Annotated in this window: 15 protein-coding genes and 1 pseudogene; 14 read left to right on the top strand and 2 right to left on the bottom strand. The window is 60.6% G+C overall.

Translation table 11 applies throughout. The features are described 5' to 3' along the window. Positions 1 to 67 precede the first annotated feature (67 nt). From AC0L30_RS17935 to AC0L30_RS17875, 13 genes are all read left to right on the top strand, one after another. The gene (locus AC0L30_RS17935) at positions 68 to 364 is read left to right on the top strand and encodes a TrbC/VirB2 family protein (RefSeq protein WP_009859429.1); all 297 of its coding nucleotides are present in this window, start codon (positions 68 to 70) and stop codon (positions 362 to 364) included. Then, positions 364 to 702: a VirB3 family type IV secretion system protein gene (locus AC0L30_RS17930; protein WP_009859428.1), complete on the top strand. Its 339-nt coding sequence runs from the start codon at positions 364 to 366 to the stop codon at positions 700 to 702. Before AC0L30_RS17935 ends, AC0L30_RS17930 begins: the two co-directional genes overlap by 1 nt. Beyond that, the gene (locus AC0L30_RS17925; protein ID WP_473404842.1) at positions 695 to 3,061 is read left to right on the top strand and encodes a VirB4 family type IV secretion/conjugal transfer ATPase; all 2,367 of its coding nucleotides are present in this window, start codon (positions 695 to 697) and stop codon (positions 3,059 to 3,061) included. Before AC0L30_RS17930 ends, AC0L30_RS17925 begins: the two co-directional genes overlap by 8 nt. Further along, the gene (locus tag AC0L30_RS17920; protein WP_473404841.1) at positions 3,058 to 3,780 is read left to right on the top strand and encodes a TrbJ/VirB5 family protein; all 723 of its coding nucleotides are present in this window, start codon (positions 3,058 to 3,060) and stop codon (positions 3,778 to 3,780) included. Before AC0L30_RS17925 ends, AC0L30_RS17920 begins: the two co-directional genes overlap by 4 nt. Then, the gene (locus tag AC0L30_RS17915) at positions 3,777 to 4,022 is read left to right on the top strand and encodes an EexN family lipoprotein (RefSeq protein ID WP_473404840.1); all 246 of its coding nucleotides are present in this window, start codon (positions 3,777 to 3,779) and stop codon (positions 4,020 to 4,022) included. Before AC0L30_RS17920 ends, AC0L30_RS17915 begins: the two co-directional genes overlap by 4 nt. A gap of 11 nt (positions 4,023 to 4,033) precedes the next feature. After that, positions 4,034 to 5,020, top strand: coding sequence for a TrbL/VirB6 family protein (locus AC0L30_RS17910; RefSeq protein ID WP_473404839.1), 987 nt, complete (start codon positions 4,034 to 4,036; stop codon positions 5,018 to 5,020). A 350-nt stretch (positions 5,021 to 5,370) separates the two neighbouring features. Continuing rightward, positions 5,371 to 6,042 (top strand): VirB8 family type IV secretion system protein, encoded by a 672-nt coding sequence (locus AC0L30_RS17905; protein WP_028143676.1) that lies wholly within the window; start codon positions 5,371 to 5,373, stop codon positions 6,040 to 6,042. After that, positions 6,039 to 6,890 (top strand): P-type conjugative transfer protein VirB9, encoded by an 852-nt coding sequence (gene virB9, locus AC0L30_RS17900; protein WP_473404838.1) that lies wholly within the window; start codon positions 6,039 to 6,041, stop codon positions 6,888 to 6,890. The genes AC0L30_RS17905 and virB9 overlap by 4 nt, the downstream gene beginning before the upstream one ends. An 11-nt stretch (positions 6,891 to 6,901) precedes the next feature. Then, positions 6,902 to 8,044 carry a type IV secretion system protein VirB10 gene (gene virB10 / locus AC0L30_RS17895; protein WP_473404837.1) on the top strand — a complete coding sequence of 381 codons (1,143 nt, stop codon included), beginning with the start codon at positions 6,902 to 6,904 and terminating at the stop codon, positions 8,042 to 8,044. Then, entirely contained in the window at positions 8,041 to 9,072 is a 1,032-nt protein-coding gene (gene virB11, locus AC0L30_RS17890; RefSeq protein WP_473404836.1) for a P-type DNA transfer ATPase VirB11, read from the top strand. The genes virB10 and virB11 overlap by 4 nt, the downstream gene beginning before the upstream one ends. Beyond that, positions 9,038 to 10,984 (top strand): type IV secretory system conjugative DNA transfer family protein, encoded by a 1,947-nt coding sequence (locus AC0L30_RS17885; RefSeq protein ID WP_473404835.1) that lies wholly within the window; start codon positions 9,038 to 9,040, stop codon positions 10,982 to 10,984. Before virB11 ends, AC0L30_RS17885 begins: the two co-directional genes overlap by 35 nt. Beyond that, entirely contained in the window at positions 10,968 to 12,140 is a 1,173-nt protein-coding gene (locus tag AC0L30_RS17880) for an LPD7 domain-containing protein (protein WP_354167207.1), read from the top strand. Before AC0L30_RS17885 ends, AC0L30_RS17880 begins: the two co-directional genes overlap by 17 nt. Positions 12,141 to 12,516: 376 nt before the next feature. Next, a complete protein-coding gene (locus tag AC0L30_RS17875; protein ID WP_247480437.1) occupies positions 12,517 to 14,127 on the top strand; it encodes an OprO/OprP family phosphate-selective porin in 1,611 nt (536 codons plus the stop codon). A gap of 1,045 nt (positions 14,128 to 15,172) precedes the next feature. Here AC0L30_RS17875 and AC0L30_RS17870 read toward each other — a convergent pair. Further along, complete coding sequence (locus AC0L30_RS17870; protein ID WP_473404834.1) at positions 15,173 to 20,701, bottom strand: trifunctional serine/threonine-protein kinase/ATP-binding protein/sensor histidine kinase; 5,529 nt, start codon at positions 20,699 to 20,701, stop codon at positions 15,173 to 15,175. A 347-nt stretch (positions 20,702 to 21,048) separates the two neighbouring features. Then, positions 21,049 to 21,757: pseudogene (locus tag AC0L30_RS17865) on the bottom strand (ABC transporter substrate-binding protein); the annotation flags it as partial. 288 nt (positions 21,758 to 22,045) lie between these two features. Between AC0L30_RS17865 and AC0L30_RS17860 the strand changes: the two are divergent. Further along, positions 22,046 to 22,900, top strand: coding sequence for an SDR family NAD(P)-dependent oxidoreductase (locus AC0L30_RS17860; RefSeq protein WP_473404833.1), 855 nt, complete (start codon positions 22,046 to 22,048; stop codon positions 22,898 to 22,900). The last annotated feature ends 520 nt before the right edge of the window (positions 22,901 to 23,420 follow it).

Here is a 23,420-nt window from a genome sequence, read left to right as displayed (position 1 = left end):
TTTTCTCAACTCACTGCCGCGGTCCGGGCTGCTGGGGTCCGGCTGCAGTGCCAATCGGAGCCGTGCCATGACTTCTCCTGTTAAACACTCCGCTGCCCTCCTTTGCTTGGGCGCCGTTCTCAGCGTCGCCTTGGTTGAGCCGGCGTTCGCGCAGACGGCGAACATCGAAGGCGTGCTGCAAAACATCGTCAACATGCTGACCGGCAACGTCGCCCGCCTGCTGGCGACGCTAGCGGTCATTATCGTCGGCATCGCCTGGATGTTCGGCTATCTCGATCTGCGCAAGGCTGCCTATGTCGTGCTCGGAGTCGCCATCACGTTCGGCGCCTCCGAGGTGGTCTCGACCTTGACCGGGGGTCATTGATGACCGAGTCCGCGCGTCTCACGGAGGACACCTTGTTCCTGGCCTGCACGCGTCCGGCCATGGTCGCCGGCGTGACGATGGAGGCTATGGCGCTCAACGTGATGTTTTCCTGCATCCTGTTTCTAGTAGCTGGCAGCATTCTCTACGGTTTGGTCGCGATTCCCATCCATGGGCTTTGCCGCATCATCTGCCGGCACGACCCCAACATGTTCAGGATTCTGCTGGCCTGGATCGAAACGCGAGGGCGCACGCGCAACACGTCATTTTGGGGTGGATCGTCCTGCACGCCGCTCAAGCTCGTTCGGCGATATCGAACAAGAGACCTTGGATATGCGTAACGCAGCGCTCAAGACCAGAGAGATCGGGCCTGACGTCTACCTGCCGTTCGGCCGGCATGTCACGGATACGGTGATCAGTCTCACGACACGAGCGCTGCTCACGGTGATCAGGCTTGACGGAACTTCGTTCGAAACCGCCGAAACGGCGGATCTGAACGACCTTCACGCCAAGCTGAACCTCACCTTACGCAACGTTGCGGATCCACGGCTGGCGTTATGGACCCATCTGGTGCGCCGCCGCACGTCCGATTATCCGGCCGGTACATTCCGATCGACATTTGCAGCCGCGCTTGACGCGCAATATCGCGATCGGCTTCGTCACGAAGCGCTCTTTCGTAATGATCTCTATCTGACACTGGTCTGGCATCCCGGCCGTGCCACCACGGACGTGGCCGCGGCGTTCTTCAAGCAGCTTGGCCGAAACGCTGGGCATTCCCTCGAGGTCGACATCGACGCCTTGAAGCGGCTCGAGGATGCCAGGCGCGACATGGTCGCGGCCCTGGAGCATTACGGTGCCCATACCCTTGGATTGGTCGAGCGCAACGGGATCGTGTTTTCAGAACCCATGGAACTGCTCCACGCCATCACAAGCGGGGAGTGGCTCCCGGTCCCATTGCCGCAAGGGCCGATCGGCCCCGCGCTCTATTCAAACCGTGTCATTTTCGGCCGCGAAGCCATCGAAATCCGGGGGGCCGGCGGATCGCGCTTCGCCGGCATGTTCGGGATCAAGGAATATCCGGCGTCCACCAGACCTGGGCTGTTGAACGCGCTGCTTTCCGCGCCCTTCGAGATCATCCTTACGCAATCTTTTGCGTTTCTATCAAAAGCCGACGCCAAGACGGTCCTGACGCGCAAGCAGAACCAGCTGGTCTCGGCTCAGGATCCGGCGGCCTCGCAGATCGACGAACTCGCTGACGCACTCGACGATCTCGAATCCAACAGATTTGCGCTCGGCGATCATCACCTCTCGCTTCTGATCTATGCGGAAACCCCTTCGGAGCTACAGGAGCACATGAGCGTGGCGCGGCGCGCACTGGCCGATGCCGGCAGCGTGGTCGCGCGCGAAGATCTTGGACTTGAAGCGGCCTATTGGGCGCAGCTCCCGGGGCTATTCAAGTATCGGGCACGAACTGGGGCGATCACCTCCCGCAATTTTGCGGCGTTTTCCCCGTTGCACACCTATCCCACCGGAAGGGCTGCCGGCAACCATTGGGGTCCGGCGGTGGCGATGCTCAAAACAGCCTCGGGCTCGCCGTTCTACTTCTCGTTCCATCACGGCGACCTCGGCAACACCTTCATCTGCGGGCCGTCCGGCTCCGGTAAAACCGTCGTGCAGAACTTCCTGCTGTCCCAGGCCGAGCGGCTCGGGGCCACCTATGTCTTCTTCGACAAGGACCGCGGGGCTGAGATTTTCGTCCGCGCCGCTGGCGGCACGTATCTAACGCTCCACAACGGCATTGCCACCGGCTGCGCGCCGCTCAAGGCGCTGGAGCTGACACCAGCGAACCTTTCCTTTTTGGGCGAACTGATCCGGAAACTCGTCACGCCGGAAAACCGCCCGCTGACGGTCGCTGAGGAGGAGCGGATCGATTCCGGGTTAAGAGCTCTTGGCCAACTGCGGCAGGCGGAACGCTCGTTCGGGGCGCTGCGGGCCTTTCTCGGCCAGCAGGATCGGGAAGGCATTGGTGCCCGATTGGAGCGATGGTGCCGGGGCGCGCCTTTCGGTTGGGTGCTCGATGGTGACCAGGATGCCGTCGCCTTAGAGGCCCGGTTCATGGGCTTCGACATGACCGACCTCCTGGATCATCCGACCGTTCGCACGCCCTTGATGATGTATCTCTTCCATCGGGTCGAGCGGCTGATCGACGGCCGGCGCCTTATCATCGACATCGACGAGTTCTGGAAGGCGCTCGGCGACGAGGCATTTCGGGATCTCGCCAACAACAAACTGAAAACTATCCGCAAGCAGAACGGCGTCATAGTGTTCGGCACGCAGTCGCCACGCGACGCGCTGGCCTCGCCGATCGCGCACACGATTGTGGAGCAATGCCCGACGCAGATATTCCTGCCGAACGCGCGTGGGACGCGCTCGGACTACATCGACGGCTTCCATCTGACGGACACTGAATTCCGCCTGATCAAGGAGGAGCTCGCGCCCGAAAGCCGGCGGTTCCTGGTCAAGCAGGGCCACAACTCGGTCGTGGCGGAACTTGATCTCGGCGGTTTCGACGACGCCCTTGCCGTGCTGTCAGGGCGGACGGAAACGGTCGAACTGCTCGATCGCATTCGCAGCGAGGTCGGCAACGATCCGGCCCAATGGCTGCCGGTATTTCACGCGGAGCGGAGGAAAGTTCGATGATGGTTCAGCGCATGTCGGGGATGTTTGCCTCCGCGTCAGTCGCAGCCCTCCTGATCGCGTCTCCGGCAGCAGCCGAGATTGTGTTCGACCCCAACGTCTTCGCGCGGCAATTCGAGCAACTGACGGAGCTGAAGAAGCAGGTCGATACCCTGACGTCGCAGCTCAAGGTGGCGCAGGACCAATTGAACCAGGCCAAGCAGCTCTATGAGAGCTTCAACAAGCGGACCAATGCCAACGACATCGGGTCGCTCTTGAACACACCGCAGTTCCGCAAAGTTCTGCCCCAGCAATTCTCAGAGATCGAACGTCTCGTCGCGGGGCAGGGTGGCGGCAACTTTGCCGACGCGATCGACCACTATCTGTCACAGAACCGCGCATATGCCGGCAACAGCGGCAATTCGTATTACCAGAGCGAGCTCGACCGGATCGCGCGGCAGACCGGCGCCAAGCACTCCATGGGCCAGGCTGTGTACGATACCGCCTCGCAGCGTATCGACGCACTTGAAGAACTCAGAACTCGCATCAGCACGGCCACCGACGTCAAGGAGACATTGGACTTGTCAGCCCGGCTGCAGGCCGAACAGGCGCTGCTGCAGAACGATGTGCTCCGGATGCAGGGCCTCGCGATGATCCAGCAGGCTCGCACGGAGATGGACGGGCAGCGGGAGCGGGAAAAGCAGCGGCAACTCATCGATGAAATGAAGGCGGCCCTGCAATGATGATCAAACCATCCATTCTGCTGATCGCTGTTGCCGCCGCTCTCACGGGTTGTAACGAATCCGACAGGAGTCAGCAGACGAAGACCGTCAGCTGGTTTTTCGAGCATCGGGACGAGCTTCAAGCAACGCTCAAGGCGTGCCGCGATAACCCAGGCGAACGTGGGAACACGCCCGACTGCATCAACGCGAATGAAGCGCGTAACAAGGTCACCATCCAAGAGATGAAAGACGCCCTGAAGTAAGGACCGCTGCGATGGCCATAAACGTCTTTGACAGTTTTCTGAAAGAATTCGAGCAACCCATTACGGCATTCGTCTCGACCTCGGTGTCGAATCTCGCGTCGTACATCGATGGCCCGCTGCGCATCGCCGTAATGCTTTATGTTGTCCTCTACGGTTTTGCTGTAATGCGCGGCGCGATTTCTGAGCCGATCATGGAATTCGCCTGGCGTGCGATGCGGATCGTCGTCGTGGTTCTGCTCGCGACCAACTCAAGCGCATTCCAGCAATACGTCACAGGCCTGTTCTTCGACTCCTTGCCCAAGGAAATCGGCAATGTGTTAGCGGGCTCGGGACTGAACACCAGTTCCGGGGCGCCTTTCGATCAACTTCTCTCCAAAGGCATCGACGTCGCCAACACGATTTACGAACAAGCCGGTTTGACCAACATCGCGCCGGCACTGATCGCCGCTATTCTCCTGGTTTTCGTGGCAGTCGGTTCCTTCCTGCAATTTGCTATCCTGCTCTACGCCAAGGTTGGTCTTGGTGTCGTGATCGCGCTCGGCCCTATCTTCATTGCCCTGGGGTTATTCGACGCCACGCGGCCGTTTACGGAAGCCTGGATTCGGCAGGTCGCCAACTTCGTGATCCTGTTGGTGCTGGTGGTCGCTCTGGTCGGGCTGATGCTAACGACCGTCAGCGGCTTCATCGACAGGTTCGCAGCCAATGCGGGTACAGCCGGCGAGATGGTGGTGGCCGCGGTCGCGATCAGCGCAGTGCTCGGTCTGTCCGGATACATCTCGCTGCAACTGCCGATCATCGCAGGCGGTCTTGCCGGGGGTGGGGCATCGCTCGCAAGCCGGCTGGTCACAAGTCCCCTGATTGCCAATGCCACGGCCGCAGCCGGCGGCGCTTATGCCGGCGCACGCTGGTCGGCAAGCCAGGGTCTTGCTGCAGTCAGAGCCAGCCGGCAGGGCGGCAGTATGCGGCGGGTCCGATCCCAGGGCACTACGACAGCGTAAGCAAAGATCGCCGGCATCAGGCGACAAGAAAGACAGGGGCATCAGAACGATGTGGCGTCGACTATTCATCATTTGCGTTATCGCATGGCAGCTTGGGGGGTGCGCGAACTGGTCAAAGGGGCCGCCGTCCTGTGATGGTCTGACGCGCCGACCGCTCAATCGTTCACTTTGGGGTTGGGAGAACGGCACGCCATTGGCCGCGCCCGAGCCGCCAATTCCGCCGTCGCCGCCAGCACCCATCATCCGCAAGGGCGAGATTGGGCCGTCAGCGCCATCCAGCCATACCGCCAATTCGAGCTCTCGGTTGGACATTGCAGCCTCTTACCGCGCCTGCGGCAAGGAGGCGTGAGATGGTCCGGCAGGATGATCTGAAGACCTATTTCGACAACGCGCGCCGGTGGGAACAGGATCTGTTGCTGTCGGCCCATCGTTCGCGCCGAACGGCATGGGTGATCGCCGCGGGTGCCTGCGTCTTGGCGGCCGCCTCGGTCGGTGCGGTGGCAGCACTTGCGCCACTCAAGACAGTCGAGCCGTTCGTCATCCGGGTCGATAATGCCACCGGCATTGTTGATACGGTCTCCGCGCTCAAATCGACGCCGGCGCGCTACGATGAAGCCGTGACCAAGTATTTTCTCGGCCGCTATGTGCGTGCGCGCGAGGGCTACAGCTATCCGGAGGCGGAAACCAACTTTCGAACCATTTCCTTGCTGTCCGGGGCGGGCGAGCAAGCCCGCTTCGCGGCGTGGTACCGCGGCTCCAATCCCGAAAGCCCGCAGGTCGTTCAAGGCCGTTTCGGGGTCGCCACCGTACGCATCAAGGCGATCTCGCTCCTGGCCGACAATGTCGCCTCCGTACGGTTCATGAAGGAGAGCCGCAAAGGTGAGGAGACCCGCATCACCCATTGGGTCTCGACCCTGACGTTCTCCTATGCCAGTGCGCCCATGTCCTCCGCCGATCGTCTCATCAACCCCCTCGGCTTTGTGGTTTCGGAATATCGCGCCGATCCGGAGGTCGTGCCATGAAACGTTTCCTCCTTTTGATGTCCTTTGCGCTGGGATTCGCGGGGCCGGTGCTGGCACTGCAGCAGCCCGCACCTGGTCAACGCGACGCTCGCGTGCGCACGGTCACTTACGATCCGGCCAACGTTGTGCGGGTCAATGGTGTCATCCGGGCTTCAACCCAGATTTTGTTTGCCGATGACGAGGAGGTCGCGCATGTCGCGATCGGCGACTCGGTCGCATGGGAAGTCGCACCGGCGGGTTCGATCCTATTCCTCAAGCCGCGCGAAAAGCATCCGCCGACCAATCTGCAGGTTGTGACCACCCGTCCTGACGGCCGCAAGCGCTCGTACCAGTTCGAATTGTCGATCGCCGAGACCACGCTGGCGGACAGCTATTTTGTTGTCCGTTTCGCCTATCCAGGCGACGAGATAGAGCGCCGTCGCACGGAGGCCGCCGCGCGCGGCGCCGAGCGGGAAGGCGCGCTGATCGAGCAGACCTTCGACCTGCATCATGCCTATGGCGCCCGCAACTGGCGGTTTTCGGCGCAGGGCTCGATCGATCTTGAGCCGGAAGCCGTGTTCGATGACGGCAAAGAGACCACATTCCGCTTTGCGGGCAACCGCGAAATGCCGGCGATCTATCTGATCAACTCCGACGGCTCGGAAGGCCTCGTCCCTAAGGATGTCCGCGGCGAGCTCGTGGTCGTTCATGCCACAGCACGAGAGTTTCGCCTGCGCAAGGGCGATAACGTGCTCTGCATTTTCAACGAGGCGTTCGACGCGGTGGGAATCAACCCCGGCACCAATACCACCAGTCTCTCGATTGAGAGGCGGGCGAAGAAATCACCTCCAACCCTGAAGTCACGATAGGCGGGCGCGACATGACCGAGCATGAGGACGAGACGATTGCCGGCGACCGCGGCATTACCCCCGTAGGAGGAGGGGACAATGGTCGAACGGCGATACTCAAGCGCGGCTTCGGCGCGCTGGCGCTGACCGCTTTTGCCTTTCTGATCATCTGGAGCACCTGGAAGAGCGATAAGCCGGTGAGCGACTCCGCTCGCAAGCTGATGATCCGGCCGGCGGCGGCCTTCGAACCCGCCCCGGAACAGCCGTCGGCGCCGATCACCACAGCCTCGATAGCGATACCGGTCGCAGCCGCCCCAGCGGCACCGGCACCTCCGTCCGACCAGCTCCTAGAGAGCGCGCGGCGGGCGCCGGTACTCGCTTATAATCGGCCGATTTCTTCCGGGCGCCCCGCCCGCGATAGCGCCACCGGAAGCGTCCTGACCGAGCCCTATGAGTTTGGACGGAGCGAGCCGCGCAACGATCTTGCCGACAGGCTGAAGCCCACTCCGATCGAGGGCGTGCGCGCCGCGCGGCTTCCCAACCGCAATCTGCTCGTCACCCAAGGCACTTCAATTCCGTGCGTACTAGAAACTGCGATGTCGTCAGACGTGGCCGGCTTCGTCTCCTGCGTCGTCATACGGGACGTGATGTCGGATTCCGGCAACGTGGTGCTCATGGAGAAAGGCACGCAGGTGGTTGGCGAGTATCGCGGCAATGTGCGGCGCGGTTCAAAACGCCTGTTCGTGCTATGGACGCGCGCCAAGACGCCGACCGGCGTGATTGCAGCACTGGCCTCGCCGGCCACCGATGCGCTGGGCCGCGCCGGCTTCGACGGTGACATTGACACCCACTTCTTTGAGCGGTTTGGCTCGGCGCTCCTGCTCTCGATCGTCAGCGATGCCTCATCGATCGGCCGTCAGCAGATGCAGGACGGCTCCATCCAAATCAACAACACCGCGGGGGCCACCAATACGGCCGCCGCTATCGCTGTCGAGCAGTCGATCAACATCCCGCCGACGCTGAACAAGAACCAGGGCGAACTCGTCAATATCTTTGTCGCACGCGACGTCGATTTCTCCTCGGTCTATCAACTTCGGCGAATTGAGACCCGGACCCAGATTCTCGACCGCACCATTCCCGGGAACGTCGCAGCACCGGCTGTGGTGACGAAATGAGCGCGGGTGTACCGAGCGAACGCGACGGTGGCCGCCTGGTCCTGGAGCGCTATCTGGAGCCGCTGGCATCATACTTGGCGGACAAGACCCTGACCGAAATCGTCGTCAACCGCCCGGGCGAGATCTTCGTGGAAGGGCCGGGCGGTTGGATCCGGCATGAGGCGCCGGCGTTGACGCACGCTTATCTGTCGCATCTGGCAACTGCCGCCGCCGGTCACACCCGTCAGGACGTCGGTCCAGAGCATCCGGTCGTCTCGACCAGCTTGATCGGCGAGGAGCGCTGTCAGATCGTGGTCCCGCCGGCTGTACCGACCGGGACGATCAGTCTGACGATCCGCAAGCCCTCGACCCTGACCATGACGCTTGACGCCTTCGAACAGGCAAAACTGTTCGACGAGATCCGTGTCACCGGCAATGAGCTCAGCCCTGACGAGCATCGCTTACTTGCCCTGAAGGAAGCCGGCGCATGGCGCGAGTTCCTCGAGCTGGCCGTGAGAGCTCGCCGCAACATTCTCATTTCTGGCGCAACCGGTTCCGGCAAGACCACCCTGTCCAAGGCGCTGATCGCGGCGATCCCGCCGCACGAGCGGCTCATCACGATTGAGGATACCGCCGAGCTTGTCATCCCTCATCAGAATTGCGTGCGGCTGCTCTATGCCAAGGACGGGCAGGGCGTCGCCAAGATTGGACCGCGCGAACTGCTCGAGTCGTGCTTGCGGATGCGGCCAGATCGGATCCTGCTGCAGGAGCTTCGGGATGGGACGGCGTTCTTCTATTTGAGGAACGTGAACTCCGGACATCCAGGGTCCATCACAACGGTCCATGCCGACAGTGCCCCGCTCGCCTTCGAGCAACTGACCCTGTTGGTGAAGGAAAGCGCGGAAGGCCGCGACCTTCATCGCGACGATATCCGCTCGCTGCTGCTGCTTCTGGTCGACGTCGTCGTCCAGATGCAGAAGCGCGACGGCCGCTATCGCATCTCGGAAATCTATTATGACCCCGTTCGCAAACGCGACCACGCCCACTAGGTTCGCGCTCGGTACTGCGCTTGCGGTCGGCGCCATCGGGCTGTTTCTGCTGGTCGCGTCAAATATTCTGCTGCTCGGGCTCAGGCATCACGACGGAGGCATCCATTGGTCCGAAATCGCCACCGGCTGGCCCCGGTACGGTACTGACCCACGCTTTGACCGCTGGCTGACGCTCTCAACTCTAGCCGGGGTGATCGTCGTCTTTGGCCTGCTCGGCGCTATCCTCCGGCAGCGATCTCTGCCGCTTCATGGCAGCGCCCGTTTCGCCTCGGAGCGCGAGATCAAGGCCGCCGGCCTGCGATCCAAGGAGGGCGTGCTGCTCGGCCGCAAGGACGCCAAACTGCTCTGCTTTGGCGGATCGGAGCATGTCCTGGTCTACGCCCCAACTCGGGCGGGCAAGGGCGTCGGCTATGTCATTCCGAACCTGCTCAACTGGCCGGATTCAGTTGTCGTGCTGGATGTGAAAAAGGAGAACTGGGATCGCTCGGCGGGATTTCGCGCAGCCCACGGGCAAGAGGTCCATCTGTTTGACCCGCTTGACGAGAACGGTCGGACCGCACGCTACAACCCGCTGGGCTATGTCCGCAGCGATCCCGCCGATCTCTATGACGATCTGCAGCGCATCGCGGTGATGCTGTTTCCGGCAGAAAGCCGGGGCGACCCATTCTGGTTCGAGGCGGCACGTTCGGCCTTTGTGGCGATTGGCGGTTATGTCGCGGAAACGCCTGGCCTGCCCTTGACGATTGGCGAGATCCTGCACCAGCTCTCGGCAGCAAGCGACCTCAAGTCTCATTTCGAGAAAATCATCTCCGCTCGCAAGTCAGGCCCTTCGCAACTGTCGCGGCATTGCATAACGGCATTAAACGACTTCCTCGCCGCTTCCGAAAACACCATGAACTCGGTGCGCAAGACCGTGACGGCGCGGCTTGGTCTCTGGCTCAACCCTCGCATCGATGCCGCGACCTCGACCAACGATTTCGATTTGCGGCAGCTGCGGCAACGGCCGATGTCGATCTATCTCGGGGTCACGCCAGACAATCTCGACCGTATGGCGCCGCTTCTCAATCTGTTTTTCCAGCAGGTGGTCGATCTTAACACCCGCGAACTGCCGGAGCAGAATCCCAAACTCAATCGCAAGGTGCTGCTGTTACTCGATGAGTTTCCGGCGCTCGGCAATGTCAATGTGCTTGCGAAATCGGTCGCCTTCATTGCCGGATACGGCATCCGCCTTCTCACGGTGGTCCAAAGTCCGGCTCAGCTTCGCGCAATTTACGGCGTGGACGCCGCCCGTAACTTCATGACCAACCACGCCGTCGAGGTCGTTTTTGCGCCGAAGGAACAGGATGTCGCCAATGAGCTGTCAGAGCGCATTGGCTACGACACGGTGAAGGCGCGCAGCCGGAGCGGACCAAAAGGGCTGGCGAGGCGCGCGACCAGCGAGACCGTCTCCGAGCATCGCCGCGCCCTGATGCTGCCGCAGGAACTGAAACTCTTGCCTAGGTCCAAAGCCTTCATCCTAGCCTCGGGGCTGCCGCCCGTCATCGCCGACAAGATCGTGTATCACGAAGACAAGGCTTTCCTGCGGCGTCTGCTCCCGCCGCCTGTTTCGGAGATGGCCAAAGGCCGTTCGAATGCGCTGATTGAGGCAGAGATCAAAGAGCTTCGGTCCGAAGTCGCTGAGCTCCGCATGGTATTTCGGTCGCGACCGATGACCGACGAGGAGGTGGCCGACCCCTCCACCATTCCTGCCGGTGCCAGTTTCGATTTCGGGGACGTGGACGTGGACCTCGAAGGGCTCTCCGAAGACGAGTTAAAGGCCTGGACCCTGAACTACATCGACGCTCAGGTCATTCCGCCGCCGCGGCGGGCCGGCCGCAGGCAGAAGGGTGAGCAGCATGAACGACAAGCATGACGCTGGCGAGGAATTCAGCCTGGAGCGGCAACGTCGCGCCGGGCGCGATCCGGGGAGAAACGAACCGGGCGACCAGGCGCAAGCGAAGTCAAAGTCGGCTGCGAGGTCGTCCGCCGCGATAGTTGATGACAATGCGCTCCCCGAGCGTATCAGTCGCAAATATTACGTCATTTCAAATGAGACCGGAAGAGACCGGCATAGCGGGGAAACGCGCTTCTATGCCGACGAACGTGGCGAGTATCTGGCCTTCAAAATCACGGAAGATCGACTGGTCACCCGGCTGGCCGCAGCGGAAGTAATCCGGGACATGGTCAGCGTGGCACAACATCGCCAATGGGAGGCACTTCACGTCCGCGGCTCCGCGGAATTCCGACGCGAGGCCTGGCTTGAGGCTGGTGCGCGCGGAATCGAAGTTCAGGGGTATCAGCCGACCGATCTCGATCGGCAGGCGCTGGCCGACCGAAGAGAAGTCCGGAATCGAACATACCCTCGCACGCGTGAGGTCGAGACTCGTTCAAATGTTGACAAGGACGCGCCCACGGCAAGGCTCGACTACGACAAAGGCATTTCGGGGCGTTTGATCGACTTCGGCCAGGCACCCTACGGCAATCGGAGCAACGCCGAGACAACGGCCTACTTGGCCATCGAGCTCGACAACGGCCAGCGGCATAAAGTGTGGGGCGTGGGTCTGGAAAAGGCGATCGCCGACAGCAAGGCAGGGCCCGGCGACCAAATCCAACTGCGCCGGGAGGGCGTCGAGCGCGTCCTCAAAACTATCAAGGTCATCGATGCAGCCGGAGGTGCGCGAACGGAAAGGCGGCAGGTGCCGCGAAACCGCTGGCGTGTGACCGCGGAGAAATTTCGCGTAACCGACCGACCTACGGCCGCCCGGGATCCCGATCTGGTCGCGGCACGGTCGCAAGTCGCCATCATCGAGAAGCTGCTAGCACGCGCGTTCCCAAAGGACGAGCGCGCACGTGAGAGCATCATTGCAGCCGCAAAGGAGCGCATCGCCCAACACCTCGAGAAGGGGCATTCGTTCAGGCGCGCGACAGTAATGGAACCTGTTCGCGGTGAAAAACTGGGCCGTGACAAGCACGGGGATTATCAAACCCACAAGAGTGAACATGTCAGACTGCAAGAGCGAGAGCGCTGAACGGAGGGTTCAAGCCTTCTTCGAACTGCTCTGCATCCTTCGTTATAGTGCTTCGGCACCGCGCCGGTAGCCGCTTAATCATGACGACAGATACCTTGATGTGACAGAGAATTCCTGCGAAGGTCGCATCGATCAGCACGGGGGCGCACGACAGGATCGGCATCGCGTCTAGCGCTCTTGGCCACAAGGTCTAGTTTATGGTCAAGTAGTGCGACAATTCTTCGACGGCATTTGAGCTCACTCGGCGCAACGTTATTGCAGGTGTGTGCGTCGGAGGAATTGACGACGGCTCCGAGCGACCGACGTAGTTTATGTGATCCTGGCGCTCGGGCTGTTGAATGAGGGTGGACGTCTCATGGAAAGCAGGGGATGTGAAATGCTCAGGAAAGCATTTGCAACGGCACTGGGCATCGCCGGTGCCCTCATGATATCGCAAGCTCATGCCGAGTCGGCAGGCAACAGCGAGCAGGAGATCGCGCTCCTGAAGCAGCAATTGAAGATGCTGGAGCAGAAGCTCGATAAGCTCCAGAGCCAGACTGCCGCGAACACGGCCGCCACGGCGAAGGCCAAAGTCGAAGCAAGGGCAGAGGCAAAGGCCGAAGCGCGGTCGGAGGCCAAGGCTGTCGTCGCCAACGCAAGTGCTGCGATCCCGCTCAAGGGCCCTGCACCGGCATCCGGCGTTGTCGTAACGATGCCGAACAACCGGCCAACCATCTGCACCGCCGATGGAGCGAACTGCGTCGCCATCACTGGCCGCGTGCATTGGGATGTCGGCGGCTACGACTATCGTCCCAACACCGCGGCCACGGTGCCGCAGAAGCTCGACAGCGGCGAGAACGTCCGCCGCGCCCGCATCGGGCTCGCCGGCAAATTCTTCAACGACTGGAATTTCGCACTGGTCTACGATTTCGGCGGCACCTCCGATGGATTTGGCGGCGCAGCTCCGGGATCGCTGCCCGGCGGCGGCGTCTCCGGCCTCGAGAATGCCTATCTCAGCTACACCGGTTTGAAGCCGTTCGGCGGAAGGATGGCAGTCGAAGCCGGCATCATGGACCTGCCTTACACTCTCGATGAGGCCACGAGTTCCAACGACATCATGTTCATGGAGCGGGCCTCGCCGGGCATCATCGCCACCAACATTGCCGCCGGCGACTTCCGCTCCGCGGCCGGCACGCGGTGGTACAACGACCAGCTCTGGGTCGGCGGCTATGTCACCGGACCAGCGACGGGCGCGATCCACTCCGCCTCGAGCGCCGCGCCAGCCGGCACCAGCGAGCAATATGGCGCCGTGGCGCGCGTTGCAGGCAACCCCATCAGCGGCAAGGACTATTCGGTGCATATCGGTGCCGACGCGCAGTGGCTGATCCAGCCGCCGCGTAATCTCATCGCCAACACACAGACGGTCACGCTGAGCGACCGTCCGGAATTGCGTCTGGACCCGACGACGCTGGTGTCCACCGGTGCGATCGCCAATGTCTCGGGCGCGCAGGTCTACAGTCTCGAGGCGGCCGCCACCTATGGACCACTGATCCTCCAGGGCGAGTATTTCTGGTACAATGTCGATCGCACCGCCAACACCGGCGTGCCGCTGGTCGGTGCGTCGAGCCTGAAGTTCCAGGGCGGTTACGCGCAGGCCGGCTACGTGCTGACCGGCGAAGGTCGTAGCTACAATGCGGCGAACGCGGCCTATAACGGCGTCAAGCCGGCGCATCCGTTCTCGCTGGATGGCGGCGGCTGGGGTGCTTGGGAAGTCGCCGGACGCGTGAGCCAGATCGACCTCAACGATCAGCTCGCGACCGCCAATGGCATCGCCGGCGGACGCCAGACCGTCTACACGCTCGCGCTCAACTGGTATGTCAACGGCAACGTCCGCTTCATGCTCGACTACCTGCATGGCAATATCTCCAAGCAGGCCTCGCCGGTCTCGACTGCCGATGTCGGCTCGAAATTCGATGCCGTGGCGATGCGCACGCAGTTTGCCTTCTGACGCAATCTCTTGCAGGAGTGTTTTGTCGGCTTGTTTTTATGCGCGTCCGGCCCTGTTTCCGTCGCGTCGACCCAGAGACGCCTCAATAATACGAGCGGGCGCGTGTCTCATTCGCCGTAACCGGTTCAGTCGTTCCGCAGGCACTGAGTGTGTATCGGCCTCGAACATTGGGTCGGACTCAGATCCGACGATGTTTCTGCCGAGCTTGCGTTTCTCCAGCGGAGGACTCAGGCTCATGCAAGCTAGCATTTGGATTTCCTTCTTTGTGAGGAGTGGGTCAGTTATCCAGAGCGCAGGTGATTCATGTGACTCGATTGTTGCAGCGGCCCGAGCGGAAAGCGGCGTGGCCGCGTGCGCATCGTGCGGGCGAGATCAAGAATCATAGCCCATACGACCGACAGGCTGCGGATTTGGCCTATACAGGCAAGGAAAATGCGCCTTTGCGTGATCACGCGGAGGTTCGATTGCGAGGTGCCCGATTGTCGGCGGCGCATTTTCGCTGAACGGCGACCGTGCGCCCGCTCGGGCCCGGCCTACGGGCCGCGCGCGAGCGTCGGATGATTGATTTCACGCCCCGGTCGGGTGCGCCTAGTGGTCTCCCGGCTTCCGACCACCTAGCGCCGCCCCGCGCGTGTCGTAAGCCAGCGGCCGCGATTCGATGGCGACTGTCGGTTTTCGCGGCGTCTTCGATCAGCTCCTCGATCTCGGCGTCGATCTTCGGTTCTCCCATCGGGAGGCTCAAGCCCGCACCACTTTTTGCAGGTGGCTCCCCGACTCTTCGTCTGCTTCTTCAAGCGAATCCGAAGGACCCGTCATTCGCTCCGCATGCGGAGACGAGACGACTCCAGGCATCCTTCAGTTTCTCCACCATTCATCAGGGTGGCTAGACGAGAGGCACATTTGTGTCCGGTTTTGCAGCATAGTTGCTGCGAACCGGTCGCGGGCAATGCCGCGTGCTTGAAATCACAAAACTGCAAGAATCATATCGAGATTCGTCAGTTCTGTAGGCGCTCGCTCCGGTGATGGCCTGCTGCAGATGTTCAATTTACGCTGCCTCATTTGACTGGTCGGGCACCGTGAATTGAAAACTTGCGCCCTGGGGCTGGGCAGCGGTGGCCCAGAGTCCCCCTCCGTGCGCTTCAATGATGGTGCGGCAAATCGACAGACCCATCCCCAAGCCGCCAGGCTTTGTGGTGTTGAAGGCGTCAAAGATACGCTCAAGACCCTCTGAACTGAGACCTGGACCCGAATCCCGCACCACGACGAGCACGCCGGAGGGCTCTCCGGTGTGAGTGGTGATCACCAATTCTCGCGCCCCCTCGCTGACCGCACTCAACGCTTCGACGGCGTTGATGATCAGGTTCATGATCACTTGTTGCAGCTGAACCCGATCTCCTTGAATAAGCGGCAAGTCGTCCGCAAGCTGCGTCTTGACCGAAATGCCGTTCTTCACGATCTCGCCACGGGTCAGGGTGATGACCTCGAGAATTGCAGCGTTAATGTCCACGTCTTCTTTCCGTAGAGGTGCTTTTTTGAAAAGGGCGCGCATCCGAGCGACGACGTCGCTGACGCGATTGCCGTTTGCAAAGATCCGGTTGAGAGCCTGCCGAGCTTTCTCCAAATCTGCCGGTTCTTTGCTCAGCCAGTGCAACGCAGCGGAAGTATTGTTGAGCGTCGCCCCGATCGGCTGGTTGATTTCATGGGCAATCGAAGCCGAGAGCTGCCCCAGTGTCGCGACTCGATTTGCGTGCACGAGCTCCATCTGCACCTCGCCATAGCGCCGCTCGCTTTCGCGAATTTCCTGCTCTGCTCGCTTGCGCTCAGTTAAGTCTACCACGAAGGCCACGCCCTGGTCGGACCGCCCGCCGAACGTCGCTGCCCCGACCAGCACCGGTACGCGGCTGCCGCTTTTCCGGAAGTACTCCTTCTCGTAGGGTAGCGCCGTTCCGGTCGCCTCGAGCTCCGCCATTCGTCGGTCGTCGGCATCGCGCCATTCGGTGGGCGTCAGATCCCGCCAGCGCAGTCGACCGGAGACAACATCGTCGCGGCCGTATCCGGTGATGCGGAGAAACGCTTCGTTAGCATCGATGATCCGGCCGTCTATATCCCAGAAGAGGATGCCGATTATATTGGCATCCACTAGCCGTCGGATCCTCGCCTCCCGCTCGGCCAGCTCGCGGTACAGGTTAGCGTTCTCTATTGAGATAGCCGCCTGGGAGGCGAGCAGCGTGAGCACCGCCATTCGAGTAGGAGTAAATGCGGCAGTCGTAAGCGTATTCTCCAAGTACAGCAGGCCAATCAACCTGGTCTGTTTCAGTATCGGCAGGCAGAGCACTGACCGTGAGCGACGGTCGCGAATATAGTCGTCCGCTGAAAACGGGTTCTGACTGGACGCATCGTGCAGGAGAACGCTTGTTTTTGTGCGAAGCACGTAGTGAAACACCGAGCTTGGTAGATCTGCAGTCGTGACGCGCGCCTGTTTCAGGACCACGGTCACGTTGTCACTGCTGGCTATGGCCTCCGCTTCGATTTGATATTTATCGGCTCGCGGAAGAATCAAGAGACCTCGATCGGCACCCGCGTGTTCGATTGCCGCACTCATGAGCGTGTTGATTAGCTTCTCGAAAACGATCTCGCCTGACACCGCTTCCGAAACTCTGATTACGGTAGCCAAATCGAGTTGCTCGAAGGGTTTCACTATCGTCGCCGGGGACTCCTTGTCCACTTTGAGGTGCGGATAACGTTCCTCGAGTTGGCGAACCTTTCCGTCGGCTCCCCAGCGCAGGTAGCAGGCCCGCGCGGCCCGCAAATAGGTCGCAGCGATCTTCTCTTGACCGCGCTCCGCGTGGAAACGCCCGGCAATCTCGTTGGCAATGGCCTGGTTGTGCACGAACCCATGTTTGCGGGCCTCGCGGATCGCCTTGTCGTACAGCTCCTCAGCGTTCAGTACGCGGCCCTCCATGCGGGCGATCTCGGCACCGACCAAGGCAGCGCGGTTCTCGAAGTTTTCCGCACAGCGCGCCGCCCATACTTCGAGTTGATTGCGGTGGGCCACAAGAGCCTCAAAATGTTCCTGTTTCTCGTCCGGCGATGCGGAATTCCATGCTGCCGCGTGGCCGAGCGCACTATAGAAGCAATACTCAGCCGTTTCGAAATGTGATGGTGAGGTCCAAAGTAGCTGTTGCGCTCTCAATGACGCATCCATGGCGGAAGCATAATCCGCAGCGAAGATCCGTGCTTGTAACTTACGGACCCAATATCGAAACTCGAGCAGCTTCAAGACCGGATTACTCGCTAGGTGGCGCTCGAATCGAAGCTCATCGAAACCCTCGTGGTTGAAGGAGCCAAACGTCGGAGTCAGTCCGCTAAGCGTCCGAATAAATCCGAGCAGCATGGCGAGATTGTCAATGACGAAACCGAACCGAACCTTCTGCGCATACTCGAAACCCCTCTCGGCTTCCCGCTGCACCTCAGCAAGCGGGTCTCCCGCTGCCAAAAAGTTGGTTATCAAGTGATTACAGCTATAACCCGCAAATGTGACGTCCCCTGTGCGGTCAGCAGTAGCAAAGGCGCGACGTACCAGATCACGTCCCTCTAAGACATGTTTTGCCCACGGCATGACAATGTTACCAAAGGACATGTACGTTCGAGCTTGATAGCGCTTCAAGCCGCGCTTTTCTACCAGTTCATAGCCAAGCCGGCCGAAACGAAAACCGTCCTGATAGTTGCTGAAGCGAGGTCCCGCGATCTGGGCGAACCATACATAAGCGAAGCATGACCCATCGCTGTTGCCATACTCGAGGCTCAGATTCACCATTCGACAAACAACGAGCGAAGATAAGTTCTCCTCGATATGCATTGCCGGAAACTCGGCTAATATATCTAGAGTAGCGAGTAAGTCCGGATCGCTCATCAAAGGCAAGTCGACGAGTTCCTCGATTTGTCGACTTCCAAGCTGGGACCAGATTCGATCGTATTCGCGTTGTACTTCGATACGAGTCGGATGAAGTGACCAATCAATGCCTCCGCGCTGGAGGTATTCAAGGCATATCTCGAGGCCGCGATCGCTCCGGTCCAAAGTGGTATAAAGCGTGAGCCGCAAACGTGTGACGGCGGCGGTGTCGGGGCCGCTTCTAGCACGACGCGCCAGCATCGAAAGTCGAGTTTCGGCTGCCACCTTACTCGCGGTCAGTAATTCGCACTCGGCTGTGAGACATTCGATGGCGAAGATGAGCTCGTAGTTGTCGTCCCAACTCTGCTCGGTCAAAAACGCCCGCCCAACGGCGAGATACGAAAGCGCTGAAGTATACGCAGTTGAGATCTTCGCGCGTCTACCTGCAATTAGATTCAATTCTGCGACCCGCTCACGCTCCTGATCTGACACTATGAGATGAGAGCCACGATTGAGCTGGTTTACGATATCGAAGATCTTCTCTTCGATCTGCGTTGGCGGAATGCCGACTGCGAGGAGGCGGCCGATTCGAATATGAGCTTCGGCGCGGGCCGTTTCAGGTATTAGTGAATAAGCCGCTTCCTGGACACGATCATGCAGAAAGCTATACGCGCTTTCGGAGTGGAGAACGAGCCCAACTCGGACCGCTTCCAGCAGATCTCGATGCACTACATCTTTCGAGCCTCCGTAAACCTTCGTAAGTAGTGCGAAATCCGCGCTGTTGCCTAGGCAGGCAAGCTGCTGCAATGCGTTCTGAGTTCGAACGGGCAGCCGAGTCAGCTTCCCGACCATGAGCTCCACCACGTTATCAGTGTAACCCTTTGCGTGAATGCGATTTATATCCCAAGACCATCGCGCGTTGCAGTGGTCAAAACTCAGTAACGCCTCCTCGGCAAGCGCATAAATAAACTGGTTAGCGAAGAATGGATTGCCAGCAGTCTTCTCGTGAACTAGTTGCGCCAACGATGTGGCGCGCTCCGGCTCGCAATGAAGGGAGTCCGCAATCAATTGTCCCAAGTGTTCACAGGCCAGGGGCGCGAGGGTGATCTCCTGCACTAGCGCGCCAGCTTTGCGGATTGATTCGAGCCTGCGCGTCAGAGGATGGGCGGAGTCCACTTCGTTGTCTCGGTAGGCGCAGATCAACATCATGTACCGCAGGTCCTGCCGGCTCAGAAGATCTTCGAGCAAATCGAGCGTTGCTGCATCGAGCCACTGCAAGTCGTCGAGGAACAGCGTAAGCGGGTGCTCCGGCCGCGCGAATACGGCGATGAATCGCCCGAATACCAATTGGAATCGGCGTTGCGCATCCAATGGCGGAAGGACAGGAACCGGAGGCTGTTCTCCGATGATTAGTTTCAATTCCGGGACAAGATCGATGATAAGCTCCGCGTTTGGCCCCAACGCTTGGCGAAAGGCATCGCGCCAGATGCTCAGCTCCTCTTCCTCCTTGCCGAGAAGCGGGCGGACAAGGCTGCCGAAGGCCTGCGCGAACGTGGTATACGGGATGTCGCGTTTGTATTGGTCGAACTTACCCGATGCAAAAAGACCGCGGGGCGGTACGAGCACCTTGTGCAGCTCATTGACGACAGAGGACTTGCCGATACCGGAATATCCGGAGACCAGCACCAACTCTGGTACACCGGTCTTGACGATGCGATCGAAGCAGGAAAGCAACGTGGCGATCTCACGATCTCGTCCGTACAGCTTTTCGGGGATGAGCAGCCGGTTCGGCGTGTCCAGCAGGCCGAGCGGAAAGTCATCGATACGGCGGCGCGCTTCCCATTCCGCCAGGCAGCGTCGCAGATCGCGCTCGACACCGCCGGCGGTTTGGTAACGATCCTCGGGAGTCTTGGCGAGCAGCTTCATAATGATCGCCGAGACGGGCGCTGGGACATCCTCTAGCCGTTCCCCTGGCGGCACTGGTTTTCTGGCAATATGGCAGTGCACCCATTCCATCGGATCAGCCGCCGTGAAGGGCAGAACGCCCGTGAGCATCTGGTACAGCGTGACGCCGAGGGCGTAGAGATCGCTGCGGGCGTCGATCGAGCGATTCATCCGCCCGGTTTGTTCGGGTGCCATGTAGGCAAGCGTACCTGCGATGGTCTCGGGCGGCTCGGGCGCCTGCCGCTCGCGGGACAGGCGCGATGCGATGCCAAACCCAGTGAGCCGCACGTGTTGATCCGCGCAGTCCACTACAATATTAGCTGGCTTGATGTCTTTGTGGATGAGCCCGCGCTGATGAACCTTGTCCAGAGCAGAGGTAACAGCGATAGCAAGGCGCAAGAAGCGTCCTACCTCCATGGGCCCCCCGAGCAAACGATCGAGCGGCTCCCCGCCACCGAGATCATCGAGCACCAGTACGGTCCGACCGGCGTCGCGCATGAGGGCGAGCGGCCGCGCCGCCCATGCCCCGTCGAGTTCATCTTTCAGCTCGTATTCGTGCGTGAGGCGATCGAGTCTCGCCCGGGCCGGGTGGTCGGCGGCAGGCGCAACAAGTAGCACGGCGAGCCGGTTGCCATTGTCGTCCAGTCGCCAGCCGCGACTGAACACGCGCTCGCCGTCCTCCCACAACACCTCAGAGCCGCCGTCCGAGTACGTGACGTTCAGCGACTGCTGCACCATCCGTCAAACTCCGCCGTGGGGGCTTCGGCTTGAAGTCGGCTGATCAAGCTCTTCGCGCGCCACGCGCGCGGCCTCTCTCCGCCTCGAGAAATGGTACTCCATCACCAGAGAAATGCCAGCCTTCCCTTTGTCTTGCCGGGTAGGGCGGACGTAGATCCTTGTTCGTTTAGCACGATTACGAGCGATTTGCCCGGCGCGAGCTGGAACTCGGCGACCCGTTGCTGTACCGCGAGCGCCAGCTGACGCAGCTCACCGACCTTGGAAAGGAAGTCCTTCCGATGCCGGCGTGCGCACTGGCCTCGGCAGAGGCGAGTGCGTCGCAGGGCCCCAGGAGTTCCAACGCAGCTGATCTCAGCCGCCTTCCTGATGGCTTGCGCCGTGAACTTTGGCGTGGCGATGTCAACGAATACGTCGGCATTGAGCGACTTCATCTTGACCGCGTGCGAGTCGATGGTCGGCTCGGCCACCTCATAGGCGTCTTCGGCAACGATCATCGACGCAGCCTTGGCGCCGAGGCCATCCTTCAGGCGTTTGAGGTAATCCTTGCCGTAGTCGTCGTTCTGGTAGAGAACGGCGACTAGGCGTTCGGCTTTTCCTTCAAAATATACCTCGCCTAGATCCGCGCCTCGTTTTGATAGTTGGGCGACTAACCTAAAGTGCACGGGAAGTTCTGCGGATTATTCCATTTGGTCGCGCCGGTCTGCACGAACAGTTGCGGCACCTTTTTCGCGTTCATGTATTTCTGTGTGGCGGTGTTGGACGGCGTGCCAAGCGCACCGAAGATGAGGAAAACCTCTTCGCTCTCAACCAGTCTGCGCGCCCGCTCGACCGCTTTTAGTGGACTGTAACCGTCGTCATAGGAAATGAAGTTGATTTTGCGGCCGTTGATGCCGCCTTCGCAGTTGATCTCGCGAAAGTAGGCGGCCTCGGTCTTGCCTGTAGTACCGTAAGCCGACGCCGCTGTAGAGGTGATGTTGCCGATCTTGATTTCGGTGTCGGTTGCGCCGGCATCGTATTTCTTCTGGCAAATACGCTGCCTCCGCTGGCAGCAAGCATTATAATGGCGGTCGAAAACGCCGCCAATCGTCGTGCGACGAAGGACGTCTCGCTTCTCCTTATGAACCAATGAATGTGTCTATCGTTATTGTGGAGCCAGCGCTTCCAAAAGCCGACCCTGACCCTCGTTATCCAGTGGTTTCCAATGTGCTAGTTTGAAACTCGCGACCGGTTATTTCTAGGCTTGGCGCGGGGGCGCGGAACATTAGACCACGCCGCGTTCATTGTGCCACTCTGCGGCGCGGCCTGGCGGGTGAATTTGTTGAGTGAAAGCAAGGTGGAAAGCGCATGAGAGACTTGGCTGGACAGACCGCATTCGTGACAGGCGCTGCCTCGGGGGTCGGACTGGGGATCGCGACCGCGCTGTCACAGGCCGGGGTGAAGGTTATGCTCTGCGATATCGAACAAGAGGCGCTGAAAAAAGCGGTCGCGGACCTGAAGACACGGACCGACGTCGATGTCGACGGCGTGAACGCCGACGTCTCGCTCAAAGGCGAACTTCAGGCGGCAGCGGACGCGACCGTCGCCCGGTACGGCAGAATCCACATATTGGTCAACAATGCGGGCGTGGGCGGCGGCGGCACCTATGGTGAGTGGACTGATGCAGGCTGGAACTGGGTCCTCGGCGTCAACCTGATGTCGGTGATCTGGGGCTTCGAGATTTTCGGTCCGCTGATCGAAGCGCACGGCGAAGGAGGACAGGTTGTCTCCACGGCCTCCGTCGCCGGGCTGATTGCGGGACCAAGTTTGGCGTACGATGTGAGCAAATATGGAGTGGTGGCGCTGTCCGAGGGGATGCGTAACGTGCTCGCGCCGAGGAAGATTGGGGTCTCCGTTCTGTGTCCGGGCGTCATCCGCACGCAGATCATGAACTCTCGGCGCAACGTGCCGCAGCGATTTGCTTTGGCTGTCGGCCCCCCTCCGCCGACAGAAGGACCCCGCGCCAACTTCATCAAAGCATTACAGGAACGGATCAACCACGGCATTGATCCGCTGTATGTGGGCGAACTGGTTCGCGAGGCCATCGAAAACGACTGGCCCTACATTTTCACGGATACCGAGCACGAATCGTTCATCGACGACCGCTTCGCAGCGATCAAGCAGGGCTTCGACCGTATACGCGGACGAACGCCGCGACACTAGCTCTCGCATCTGCTCACAGCCTGGTGGCTCCCTGCCGACCTGAGCGCGGAGCGCCGTGGAAGTCTGTTTCCGGAAGATGAGGCGACGAAGATCATGCCAGCTGTCGAGATCAACGGTGGATCCCGGGATTGTCTGACATGCCCACCCTAATGCTGCTTGATCCCGATCAAGTCAATCGAGCCGCGGCAGCGCCGATCTGTTGAAAGACGAATACAGCATTTAGGTCTCCTTGTGCTCGTGGCGGTGCCGCATGCGGGCGGCGGACGGTGGGACTTAGCGCCGATCGCCTGTTGATCCATGTCGGCGCCAATTTGATGGTCTGCCCATGCCGTTGGCGCGTGCTACTACTTCGTTGATGAGCCAGCGGGGCTATCAGCCGCCTGCTTTGACTCACCAGCGTTCCGTCGGCTCAAGGCGCTCCCTGGACTTGAGGTCCGCTGGGCTAATCTGAGCGCCGGACCCAAGGCGCTGACTGACCGAGAGGCGCACGAACTAGCCCTCGCTGAACGTGATCCTTGGC

It is taken from the genome of Bradyrhizobium sp. MI1.11 (assembly GCF_055811255.1).
The sequence above is the reverse complement of the archived record's forward strand: the minus strand, read 5'-3'. Positions and strand labels throughout refer to the sequence as shown.